Origin of the sequence: Bacteroides faecis, assembly GCF_020091505.1 — a bacterium.
GTDB classification, from domain to species: Bacteria; Bacteroidota; Bacteroidia; order Bacteroidales; family Bacteroidaceae; genus Bacteroides; species Bacteroides faecis.
The window spans coordinates 5,220,464-5,233,223 of sequence record NZ_CP081916.1; the positions used below are offsets into that span (position 1 = coordinate 5,220,464).

Here is a 12,760-nt window from a genome sequence, read left to right on the forward strand (position 1 = left end):
AAACTTTTTCCTTCAAGATTTCTATCCGGATATCTAAAATTCAAGTTTATAGCTCACATTCGTCAGAACCGTGGAACCGTCAGTTGCATCTATTTTTCCGGTTTTCACATTATATTCATGTCCGTAGTGCTCTTTCGTAGCCATGAAATTCAATCCTTTTACAGCAAATTCATGAGATACTTTCTTCTTATTGATACGGTAGCTGACAGTATAATTACCGATAAACATGGGTGAATATTGTTTGGAGAATGCTCTCGTTTCGTCATATTGCACTTCCTTGTCCGGGTGTTTCAGGGTCGCTTCTACATCAATCGGGGAATACCGGTCCCCTCCCTGTAATGTCAGTTTCAGATTGACACTAAGGATATTCTCCCTGTTTCGCCCCAACATCCATTCCTTGCCGATAAGTCCATTGATGACGTAGTTCCGGTTAAACTTCGTATCATACCACACACCGTCTCCACCACGGTAACGAGAGTCAAACAACGAACCGGAAACCATATAATAGAGTCCTTTCTCCAGAAAACGTTCGAGAGTAATGTCAATTCCAATATTGCGGCCTCTCCCCTTATTGATAAGGGCATCCTCTACGTAAAAATCAGAGCGATTGAGCACAGAATAGGAACTGTCCGCCATCACAGGTACATCATGCAGAAACTGTACATAGGGTTCTATTTTCAGATTCATGCGGTCTGTAATTTTGTAGCTGAAAGATAACATGATATGCTGTGCTTTGGTAAAATCCAGATTCTTGTTAACAGATTGACTTCCTGTATTTTTTGTTTTTACAAAGTAGACGTCCATTTTCTCCATCCGACTGTACATTCCGTAAGCTAAGGCAAAAGTAGCTTTCGGGCTAGCTTGCCATTTCAAACCGGCACGGGGTTCAACCGACCATTTATTATTCAATGTCAAATATTGCCCGTAGATGCCGGCATTGAGAGTCCAACGGTCACTCAAACCGACAGAAGAACTATTGTAGACAGAAAGCAGACTTGTATTGCCGTCCCCCTGAGATACGGTTTCCAGTACCTGGGCTTCGTAAGGCGCTATGGAAAGATTCATATCATAGAACATAACGGTATATGTAAAGCCTGTTTTATTAGTAAACCGGTTGCTGAACTTACGATTATAGGTACTGGTTACTATGAGGTTGGTGTGCTTCGATTCAAGATCCATGTAAGGAGTCGATTCCAAAGCGTGATTGAACATGGAAGCGCCTCCGTCCAGTTGTGAATAGGTAGCGGCAACGGTGGTTTTCAGCGATGCGTCACTATTGAAGAAATAACGGTGGCTGATACCCCCAGCCGCCATATACTGTTTGTCACGCGACTCACTACGGTCACCCCAATATTCCCATTTCTCCGGATTTCTCTCCATGTCACTCTTAAATTTGTCTACCAAGCTGGTTCCCCATACTGAGAAAGTTCCGGCTTTCTGCGTAGGAAAGTTTAGTTTGAAGTTCAAATCCTGATAATCCATCGTTCCACCGTCAAGATTCAGTAGTCCTGTGGTAGAGTAACGGTAATTGAAGATATACGATGCTTTATGTTTCTTGCTCAAAGGACCCTCAGAAGCAACATCAATTCCCATAATCCCTACTTGAATCGTGTTTTCATTCTTTTGATTATTACCATTTCGTAGCTTCATATCAAATACACCGGACACAGCATTTCCATATTCCGCCGGAAAAGCTCCGGTAAAGAAATCTGAATTACCGAGTACCTGTGAACTAAGAGAAGAAAGAATTCCTCCACCCAATGTGGCAATATCCGCGAAATGATTCGGATTCGGGATTTCTACATCTTCCAGTCGCCATTGTAAAAGATGGGGTGCATTACCATGAATAGAGATGCCATTGGAAGAAACACTGGGTGCTACTCCGGCGAAAGCGGAAACTAAGCGTGCCGGATCATCAAAACCACCTGCATAACGGCTCGCTTCTTCCACACTCAACATACGTGCCCCAGTGGTCGCCATCTTATTCATCGCTTCCTCTTTGTTCGTTCGGGCACGGACTACGACTTCACTCAGTTCGTTTACACTTTCCTTCAGAGGGATTTCCAGATAGACTTCTTTGGCGGAAGTTACCAGTATTTCTCTAAAAAGTCCCGGTTCATACCCCATAAATGCTGCTTCTATCGTATGTCTCCCGACAGGAACCTGCGGAATAATGAAACGTCCCAAACTATCGGTTGTCGTCCCCATCCCTGCTTTGTCAGACAATCTCACTGTCGCATACGGTATAGGGTATTTTGAGTCTCCATCCACTACCATTCCACGAATGGTCTGTACCGGACGGCCTTTCCGTTCCGATGTTTGCCCCAAAACAGTAACTGATACAAATAAGGCAATCAATAATAATATCCATCCCCCATAGCGATACAGTTTCCGTATGAGTTCTTCGCAAAGAACTTTTTCAAAAGTTTTAAGTACTATCCCACATTCATCTGCCGGAATACCTGAACGGGTTGCTATTTCCCCCAATAACATAGTTTTATTCATCTTCATGACTTATTTTGTTTTTTATTTCGACACGAAGATAAGGGATACAGTATTGCCTGTTTTTCAAATGAGACGAACACGCCTCGTTTGTAGACAAGATATAGGATTGATAAGATAAATATGCCTTCCCCTCTAAATGTTCTAAATTTAATATAATAACAACAGGAGGTTACTCTAAAAATAATGAACTACAGGATATGCTGCATAAATTAATGTAATAATATACAGAAAAGCGAGCCCACACTGCATAATACTACGTAAAATATGCATCTATTCTTGTTCATATAACACTCGTTGGTTTTAAAGGAACACCTTGTTCCTTTAAAACCAACACTTCGTTCCTCACCGAGGAACCTATTTTTTCTTGATGAGAAAGTTATAAAAAGGCTATTTTAGCTTATTTTTTCTCTAGTTTGTCATAGATATCGAGAAATCAAAACGTGACATAAGAAACAAAATCGAATGATTAATCTTTCCAAATAACAGGCATCAACAGAAAATGATTACTATTTATTCAATTATCTCTTCCAATGACATAAAGAAGAAAATCCACACTTACAAATCATTGAGATATTCTATTCCCCTTAGTGAACGTAATGGAATCATGGTCTTTAGAACTCGTGTAAATATCCACTTTTTAAGAAAGGTCATTTTTTCAGTAGCTGCGGAGCAATCCTCACTTTACCCATAATATTCTACTTGTTCTGTTCTTTTTTTTTGATTTGAGGTGTGGCTATTCGACAAATGGGAACGGATTGATTGTAAATAATGGCAATCAACATCAAGGTAAAAAACCCGTTTTATCTTTCTCGGTTATTTCCCGGATTACTTTACAGGGAACTCCCGCAGCGATTACATTCTCCGGAATATTCTTTGTGATTACACTACCTGCACCGATTACAGAATTTTTCCCGATCGTAACACCACCCATAATATGAACTCCGGCACCTATCCATACATTATCTTCAATTACAATCGGATAAGCATAGCATCCCCCCATAACACGTTCTTGCGGATCGAGCGCATGATTTGCCGTATATAGACCAACGCGTGGTCCTAATAATACATTATCACCTATCGTAATGAGATTTCCATCCAACATAATACAATCAAAGTTGGCAAAGAAATTGTTTCCAATACTGATATTGAATCCGAACTCGCACCGGAAATGCGGCTCAAAATGAACACCATTACCGACATGTTTCAATAGTTTACGTAATAATGCCTCCCGAACTTCTTTAGGTCTTCCATAAGTGGAATTATAATCATTAGTCAAAAAGACAGCCCGTTCTCTTCTTTGAACCAATTCTATAGACAAGTCATTATACATTTCCCCTGAATGCATTCTTTCACACAATTCTTTATTTTCCATATATCACGATATTTTTTAATGCAGTATGTATTGCAAATATATGGAATTAGCCGGATTAAAGAAACAGCAGTTGATTTTCAAAAATAATTTTATAACTTTGGCGATATTGAATCCTTGTAATTTTATATAAAGCATGAATATCATTTCTCTTAAAGACTCACCTCAATATTTAGAAAAAGCTATTGCCTATTTCCAAAGTAAATGGGCTAATGAAAACACGAAAATGGTGTATGACGATTGTTTCAGACATTCTCTAAAAGCCGAAAATCCCATACCTCAATGGTATCTTCTTATGAATGGTGATGAAATTGTAGGGTGTGCAGGACTTGTTAGCAATGATTTTAATTCTCGTATGGATTTATATCCTTGGTTCGTTTCCTTATTCATTGAGGAAAAGTACAGAGGAAATAACTATGCCAGTCTTTTAATAGAACGGGCAAAGAAAGATACACAAAAAATCGGTTTTTCAAAATTATACTTAAGTACCAGTCATACTTCGTATTACGAACGATTAGGCTTCACCTATATCGGAGATTGTTGGCATCCTTGGGGAGAAAGTTCTCGTGTATATGAAATCATTCTAAAATAATCAGATAGAAACAATAACAGATTTCATAGAAATAAACCGAAAAGACTGGATTACTTTATAATCTCTAAGTCTTCAACCCGTACATATCCAACAGTTTCGTCAGATTCTGTTATAAGAGTATATCTCACTTTGCACCAATCACCTTTAATATCATCAATAACAACGCGTCCGCCAAAGTATGCACCTGCCATATTATCATCTTTATTTATCAATCTCCCATTGGGTGAAATATAAGCACGATTGGTACAAAGAAAAGCCCGATCACCAATCTTTATAGGCAAAAAGGTAACAGATTTACAATTTTCAGGCATTTTCAAATCAGACTTATATACATTCGCCAAGTTTTCCGTAGTCATATTAATCCAAATATGAAATCCTTCTCTGAAGTCAAGTTCCGAAAAAGAATGATTTATATGAATTTGTGAATTGCATGAATACAGTTTCCCATATTTTTCAGAAGTGCTCGCATAAACAGCATATAAGATATTACCCTGTTCATCATAATAAACGACATTATTAAGGTCACCCCCATCCGAGTACCATTTGATAGTCTTGCGTACCCTTCCTTTTTCATCATAATATAAAGTCGCAAAACTTGTGACCTGCCTATAGTCTATATCAGCTACCACATCTGAGTGATCACACATACTCGGAGCTGCAAACTCCAGATACATATATTTACCTAAACTATCGACAGGTACAAGATACGCTATCCGTAACGGCATCTTATTAATAGCTTCAACTTGACTTGTACATTCCGGATAAGTATTTGTCTGTGCAAAGGCTGATATTGCCACAACAGAGAGTAACAGAGTTAATAGGATTGTTCTCATTATATTCATTCAAGTTTTAAGTCCCTCAAATATACAAAAAAAGGCATAAAAAAAGGCTATCTATCCCAGACAGCCAATCTTTTTGTTAACCTTAAATCTAATACTATGAAAAACACACTACAAAGATACGGACTTTCCGCATATCTCCAAATTTCCGGAGCAGAGCGGAGCATCTTATAACATGGTTTAATAAAAGCAGCAGATTCGTTAACATTTAACATAATTCATTTGGATATTAACTAATGCCTGACAGAATCTGAAATACCGTCAGCCCAAAGAACACTTGTCTATCTTAAACCTCACACCGGATATCCAAACCTTTTTCATAGTTCTTTTGTTTATAAAGTAGAATAACTAAATACACGATATGAGCATCAAAGAACAATACTGGAAATATTCCCTCATCGTCATCATACTATTTATGGGAATCATCATCTTCCGTCAAATCACCCCTTTTCTAGGGGGATTGTTGGGAGCACTCACTATTTATATTCTAGTACGTAAACAAATGGCACACCTGACAGAAAGATGGAAAATAAAACGCAGTGTTGCCGCATTACTGATCACAGCAGAAACGGTTATGGTATTTTTGGTACCACTTGGATTAACCGTCTGGCTATTGGTAAGCAAACTTCAAGATATCAATCTGGACCCTCAAACATTCATCGCTCCTATGCAGCAAGTGGCAGAGTTTATCAAAGAAAAAACCGGTTACGATGTATTAGGGAAAGATACCATATCATTCATTGTCTCCATCCTTCCCCGCATCGGACAGATCATTATGGAAAGCATCAGCAGCCTTGCCATCAATCTGTTTGTCATGGTATTCGTACTATACTTTATGCTGATAGGAGGAAAAAAAATGGAGGCTTATGTGAATGATATTTTGCCATTTAATGAAGCAAACACACAGGAAGTTATTCATGAGATTAACATGATTGTACGTTCCAACGCTATCGGCATCCCGCTATTAGCAATCATCCAAGGAGGAGTAGCCATGATAGGATATCTCATCTTCGGAGCACCGAACATATTAATTCTGGGATTTCTTACCTGCTTTGCCACCATCATTCCGATGGTAGGAACTGCCCTGATATGGTTTCCCGTAGCCGCTTATCTTGCTGTAACCGGAGACTGGTTCAATGCTATCGGACTCGCTGCCTACGGAGCAATAGTCGTATCACAATCTGATAACCTGATCCGATTTATTCTGCAAAAGAAAATGGCCGATACCCATCCACTGATTACCATATTCGGAGTTGTAATTGGCTTGCCGCTATTCGGTTTTATGGGAGTTATCTTTGGTCCGTTACTACTCTCACTATTCTTTCTCTTTGTTGACATGTTCAAGAAAGAATATCTGGATTTACGAAATAACCTTCCTTCGAGATGACGGAGCTACCAAAAAAATGCGTACTTTTGCAGTCGTAAAAACGACACTTTAATTCAATGGAAGCATTTACATTCAACACTGTTGAACTGATTCTTTTATCAGCGGCAGGTATTCTTTTTATCATTCAGCTCATTTATTATTTCGGCTTGTATAATCGAATACATATCCGCAATAAAGCTGTACGCAAAGAAGAAGTGCATTTCACACAGGAAATGCCTCCACTTTCCGTAATACTTTATGCACGAAATGAAGCTGATAACTTACGTAAAATCTTACCTTCCATTCTCGAACAAGACTATCCGCAGTTCGAAGTGATTGTTATCAACGATGCTTCTACAGATGAAACAGAGGATGTATTGGGATTTATGGAAGAGAAATACCCTCATCTCTACCATAGCTTTACTCCTGACAGTGCACGCTATATCAGCCACAAGAAACTAGCCTTAACGCTAGGTATCAAAGCCAGTAAACATGACTGGTTAGTATTTACAGAAACAAATTGTATGCCTGCCAGTCGACAATGGCTTAAACTAATGGCACGCAATTTCACTTCACAGACTCAAATAGTGCTGGGATATAGCGGTTACGACCGGACCAAAGGATGGCTACACAAACGGGTGGCTTTTGACACTTTATTCCAGTCCCTGCGTTATTTGTGTTTTGCACTGGCAGGAAAGCCATATATGGGTATCGGACGTAACATGGCTTATCGGAAAGAATTATTCTTCCAAAGAAAAGGTTACTCCACTTACCTGAATCTGCAACGCGGAGAAGATGATCTGTTCATCAACCAGATAGCGACTCCATCAAACACACGGGTAGAAACGGATATCAATGCAACCATGCGGATACAACCTGTATATAACTACAAAGAATGGAAGGAAGAAAAGATTAGCTACATGGCTACCGCACGCTATTATCGCGGCATACAACGCTATTTATCAGGATTTGAAACTTTCTCCCGTTTACTGTTTTACGCTGTCTGTATAGCGGGTATTGTAATCGGTATCCTCCATTTACACTGGCTGTCTGCCGGAATTGCATTATTGATATGGATATTCCGTTATATTGTACAGGCAGTCGTCATCAATCAAACAGCCAAAGAAATGGGCGGAGGCAGAAAATATTATTTCTCTCTGCCGGTATTCGATATTCTCCAACCCATCCAGTCACTTAGATTTAAACTCTACCGTTCTTTCCGGAGAAAAGGAGATTTTATGAGAAGATAAGCAATCATATAGATTACAGGGTTCGCTGCATATAAATCGCATCCGAACCATCATGATAATAGGCTGGCTTTACTCCCACGGGAATAAAGCCATTTTTCATATATAACCTGATAGCAGGAGTATTTGTAACTTTCACTTCGAGTGTAATCTTTGCCGCCTTACAGTCATGAGCTGTAGCAATCGTCTGTTCCATCAGTAACTGCCCCAGTTTCCGACCTCTGAAATCCGGATGGACAGCTATCGAATATATTCTCAGATAGCGAGTTCCCGCATGAAGCAACAACGAGATATAAGCTATAATCTGCTCTTGCTCTACCACCACATAAAAGATTCCTTTTGAACGACCGATCAGATAGGCAAACTGTTCCCGCGAGAAACTATCTTCCCGGAAACATTCCTGCTCTATTTCCAGAATAGCAGGAATATCCCTCAAATTTGCTTTGCGAAGGTATACGGTCTGTTCCATCACTAATAATGTTTCATATCCAAAGCCTGCTCAAAGTGATTCAGCAGACGATAATACATTTCGTCACCGATAATCGCATCTTCCAATTCATGGTCAATACTCGGATTATCATTGATTTCAATAACGTAAGCCTTATCATCCACCATTTTCAAGTCTACTCCATACAAACCTTTTCCTATGAGATTGGCAGCTTTTATCGCTGTATCCAATACCACACGTGGTACTTGATAGATAGGAATCGTATCCACTAATCCACAGCGGCTCCTTCCCGAATCATAATGGCAATAAATCTGCCAATGTCCTTTTGCCATGTAGTACTTGCAGGCATACAAAGGTACTCCATTCAACAAACCAACACGCCAATCAAACTCCGTAGGCGTAAACGCCTGTGCCAATAAGATAGCCGACTTCTCGAAAAGGACTTCAAGGCTGGTTTTCAGCTCTTCTTCATTGGATACTTTTTTCATCCCAATGGAATAAGAACCGTCCGGTATCTTCAAAATGAAAGGAGCACCTACCTGCTCGCTTATCTGTTCGAACGAATTTTCATTGGACTGGAAAATCAATGTAGACTTCGGTGCCGAAATCTTTTCTTTCTCAAAAAGTTCTTTCAGATAAACCTTATTCGTACACCGGATAATAGACAACGGATCATCAATAACTACCATTCCATTTTGTGCAGCCAACTGCGACAAATGGAATGTATAGTGATTCAGTGATGTCGTCGTACGGATAAACAGCGCATCAAACTCCAGCAAGCGCATAGCGTCATCTTCCGTAATCATTTCAACATGAATATTCATCTTCTTGGCTACTTCGGACAGCTTATGCAAAGCCCCTTTGTTACTAGGCGGAAATTTTTCTTTCGGATCAATGAGTACTGCCAAACTATATCTGGGAACTTTTGTCGACTTAGGCGCACGCCATATCTTCTTATTAAAATTATCGAGTGTATTAGCAAAGAAGTCCTGTTCCTCATCATCCAACCGGTTCAAAGGCAAAAACTGAACACTTTCAATCTGATTCTTAGGATGAGTATTCAGGGCAACTTTCAGTAATGGACAGGGATAATTCTCGAAAATAAAACGGGCTACTCTTTCCAACCCTTTCTCACGGCATTTCCCGAAATAGATATTCAGATACCAGATATCACTTTTGATCTCATTCTTCTGAATCCACTGATAACACAATGCCTGCAAACTACGATCCATACGGATTCCTGTCCCTGTCTCCAGTTTATTGATGATATCAACATCGGGAATCACCCGTTGTCCTCTCGTTTGGGCAAGCAACGAACAATAATACCCTTCGGAATTATAGCTGTAATCATTGCTAAGATTAATAACTAACTTCCGGTCTTTTTCAACCGGCTTGTTCTTCAGATAGTCGGAAACAGTCAGGATACTTTTTGTCTCACAATACGGTTTCCAGTCATCCGGATTATCCAACAGAATTAACACATTATTCATAATGGTTAAAAATTAAACCTACAAGAGGATATTAAGTAAATTGGGCGCAAATATAGACATATTATTCACTCTACATCACGTAAGAGTCTAAATTATTTTTGCAGCAAAAAAAGAAAAGAAAAAGAAGGGATTACTCGTATCGCATGGAACTTGCAGGATTGATCTTTGTTATTAGGAAAGAAGGGCCAATCAGCATCAGGACGGATGCCAGCAAAGTACCTGCATTAATCAAAAGGAAGAACCAAATATTGAAAGAAACCGATACTGTATCCACATAATAATTCTCCGGATCAAGTTTGAATATTCCAAATTGAGATTGAATAAAGCAGAATGCCAGTCCAATTACATTTCCCCAAAGCATTCCTTTACCAATAAGAAAAACTGCAAACCAAAGAAAAGTCTTGCGAATCGTAAAATTATCAGCTCCCAGAGCCTTTAATATTCCGATCATATTAGTTCGTTCTATGATAATAATCAGCAAACCGGAAATCATGGTAAAGCCAGCAACTCCAATCATCAGAAAAAGGATTACCCATACATTAAGATCAAGCAAATTCAACCATTCAAATATTTGAGGATTCAGTTGTTCTATGTTGCGTACATAATATATACCGCCAAACTCATCCCGCTGGTTGTCAGTGTCAACTGCTATTTCATAAGTTATATCTTCCAGCTTATCATAGTTATGCACCTGCAACTCTACTCCACTCACCTGCTCCGGCTGCCAGCCATTCAGGCGATTTACTGAATAAAGGTCCGTCAATAAAAAGAGGTTATCATATTCGGAAAAATTGGTCTGATAAATACCTGCAATCGTCAAACGTCGGGCACGAATATTATCCTGGATATAATAGGTATATATCTTATCCCCCAGCTTCAACTTCATTTTGGTAGCCAATGCCTTGGAGATAAGTACCTGATTACTGGAAACCGAATCGCTGAACACAGGAATCTCTCCTTCCACCAGATACTCTTGCATAAAACCAGGATCAAACTCCGGTCCGACACCTTTCAAGACCATTCCTTGAAAAGCATCATCCGTTTTTATCATCCCCGGCTTTGTGGAATAACGTTGCACATGGCTTACTTCGGGATAGCTGGAAAGAGCAGTCATCATGCTGTCGCCTACCGCTATCGGATGAGTCTCATAAGAATTAACCGCATCCAGGTTCGCTATCTGAATGTGTGACCCGAATCCGATCACTTTATTCCTTACCTCACTTTTAAACCCTATAACTACTGCCACCGCAATAATCATAACAGCCAGCCCGATAGCAATACCGGCCATAGCAATGAGGACCGCAGGACGTGAAACCTGCTTTCCACCATCGCTTTCGCGATAAATACGACGAGCTATAAAAAGAGATAACGACAATTCTTTTAAATATTAAGTAATAGGTATTAAGTATTAGCCACAGCTTATTTAGAGATTAGGAATTAAGTATTTATTAAGCATTAAGACATTACCTTATAATACATCATACGCCAATCAGCGTCTACGGTTAATACTTAATACTTATTAATCTATTCCTTATTCCGTTCTTCCCGGATACGCTTCCAAAGCCTTCTGCAAAATAAAAAGCGCACGGTTCAAATCTTCTTTCTTCAATACGTAGGCGATACGGACTTCATTGGTACCTGAGCCCGGGGTAGTATAAAAACCAGAAGCCGGAGCCATAAATACAGTTTGCCCTTCATATTCAAAATCAGAAAGACACCAGGCACAGAACTTATCCGAATCATCTACAGGAAGTTTGGCTACAGTATAGAAAGCCCCCATCGGAATTGGAGAATAAACACCCGGAATACGGTTCAATCCGTCAATCAGGCATTTACGACGTTCCACGTATTCATCATACGTCTCCCGTGAATATTCTTCCGGAGCATCCAGAGAGGCCTCAGCAGCTATCTGTCCGATTAAAGGAGGACTCAAACGAGCCTGACAGAACTTCATAACAGCATCACGTATCTCTTTGTTCTTGGTAATCAAAGCACCGATGCGAATACCACATTCGGAATAACGTTTTGAAACAGAATCGATCAGTACGACATTATTCTCAATACCTTCCAAATGGCAGGCAGAGATATAAGGGGAACCGGTATAAATAAATTCACGATATACTTCATCCGAAAAGAGGAAGAGGTCATACTTCTTCACCAAATCCCGAATCTGATTCATTTCACGACGGGTATACAGATATCCTGTCGGATTATTCGGGTTGCAAATCAGAATCGCTTTGGTACGTTCGTTGATCAATTCTTCGAATTTCTCCACTTTCGGCAGAGAAAACCCTTCTTCAATGGTCGTGGCAATCGTACGGATCTTTGCTCCAGCAGAAATGGCAAATGCCATATAATTGGCGTATGCAGGTTCCGGAACTATGATTTCATCACCCGGATTCAAACAGGAAAGGAAGGAGAAAAGTACCGCTTCCGAACCTCCTGATGTAATAATTATATCGTCAGCCGTCAGGTTGATGTTGAACTTTGCATAATATCCTACTAGTTTCTCGCGATAGCTACGGTTTCCGGCACTGGGGCTATATTCCAGTACTTTACGATCAATATTGCGTATCGCGTCAATCGCGGCCTGAGGAGTGGGCAGATCAGGCTGTCCGATATTCAGGTGAAACACATGGACTCCCCGTTGCTTGGCAGCGTCTGCCAATGGAGCCAGCTTTCTGATAGGAGATGCAGGCATCTCGTTTCCGCGAATGGATATGGTCGGCATAATTTTATTGACTATTTTACAATTTACTATTTACTATTTAACTTGGAGCTGCAAATGTACGCAATTATTTGAATACAGAGACATAAAAACTTTAAAAACCTTAGCAAGGTTAAAAACCTTATGGTAATTTGAAAAGAAAGCTATACATTTGTAATACAGAAAACTTAAAACAA

General features: G+C 39.7%; 10 protein-coding genes. 3 read left to right on the forward strand and 7 right to left on the reverse strand.

Annotated features, from left to right (window positions below; all coding sequences use genetic code 11):
• Positions 1-33: 33 nt before the first annotated feature.
• Both K6V30_RS20600 and K6V30_RS20605 read right to left on the reverse strand, forming a co-directional pair.
• Positions 34-2,511 (reverse strand): TonB-dependent receptor, encoded by a 2,478-nt coding sequence (locus K6V30_RS20600; RefSeq protein WP_055269013.1) that lies wholly within the window; start codon positions 2,509-2,511, stop codon positions 34-36.
• A gap of 775 nt (positions 2,512-3,286) precedes the next feature.
• On the reverse strand, positions 3,287-3,877 hold the full coding sequence (locus K6V30_RS20605) for a sugar O-acetyltransferase (RefSeq protein ID WP_010538720.1): 591 nt from the start codon (positions 3,875-3,877) through the stop codon (positions 3,287-3,289).
• A 133-nt stretch (positions 3,878-4,010) separates the two neighbouring features.
• Here K6V30_RS20605 and K6V30_RS20610 point away from each other — a divergent pair, with 133 nt between their 5' ends.
• Positions 4,011-4,466 (forward strand): GNAT family N-acetyltransferase, encoded by a 456-nt coding sequence (locus K6V30_RS20610; protein ID WP_010538721.1) that lies wholly within the window; start codon positions 4,011-4,013, stop codon positions 4,464-4,466.
• A 50-nt stretch (positions 4,467-4,516) separates the two neighbouring features.
• On the opposite strand, the gene K6V30_RS20615 is transcribed toward K6V30_RS20610, so the two are convergent.
• Entirely contained in the window at positions 4,517-5,299 is a 783-nt protein-coding gene (locus tag K6V30_RS20615) for a hypothetical protein (RefSeq protein ID WP_224207195.1), read from the reverse strand.
• A gap of 367 nt (positions 5,300-5,666) precedes the next feature.
• On the opposite strand from K6V30_RS20615, the gene K6V30_RS20620 reads away from it, so the two are divergent.
• Together K6V30_RS20620 and K6V30_RS20625 are read left to right on the forward strand one after the other, a co-directional pair.
• The gene (locus tag K6V30_RS20620; RefSeq protein WP_010538723.1) at positions 5,667-6,692 is read left to right on the forward strand and encodes an AI-2E family transporter; all 1,026 of its coding nucleotides are present in this window, start codon (positions 5,667-5,669) and stop codon (positions 6,690-6,692) included.
• Between the two features lie 56 nt (positions 6,693-6,748).
• Entirely contained in the window at positions 6,749-7,921 is a 1,173-nt protein-coding gene (locus K6V30_RS20625; RefSeq protein ID WP_055269015.1) for a glycosyltransferase, read from the forward strand.
• A 13-nt stretch (positions 7,922-7,934) separates the two neighbouring features.
• On the opposite strand, the gene rimI is transcribed toward K6V30_RS20625, so the two are convergent.
• The 4 genes from rimI to K6V30_RS20645 all read right to left on the reverse strand — a co-directional run bounded on the left by rimI (position 7,935) and on the right by K6V30_RS20645 (position 12,587).
• The gene (gene rimI / locus K6V30_RS20630; protein ID WP_055269016.1) at positions 7,935-8,387 is read right to left on the reverse strand and encodes a ribosomal protein S18-alanine N-acetyltransferase; all 453 of its coding nucleotides are present in this window, start codon (positions 8,385-8,387) and stop codon (positions 7,935-7,937) included.
• 2 nt (positions 8,388-8,389) lie between these two features.
• Positions 8,390-9,856: a RimK family protein gene (locus tag K6V30_RS20635; RefSeq protein ID WP_055269017.1), complete on the reverse strand. Its 1,467-nt coding sequence runs from the start codon at positions 9,854-9,856 to the stop codon at positions 8,390-8,392.
• A 130-nt stretch (positions 9,857-9,986) separates the two neighbouring features.
• Entirely contained in the window at positions 9,987-11,231 is a 1,245-nt protein-coding gene (locus K6V30_RS20640; protein ID WP_055269018.1) for an ABC transporter permease, read from the reverse strand.
• 156 nt (positions 11,232-11,387) lie between these two features.
• Positions 11,388-12,587, reverse strand: coding sequence for a pyridoxal phosphate-dependent aminotransferase (locus K6V30_RS20645; protein ID WP_022301816.1), 1,200 nt, complete (start codon positions 12,585-12,587; stop codon positions 11,388-11,390).
• Positions 12,588-12,760 lie beyond the last annotated feature (173 nt).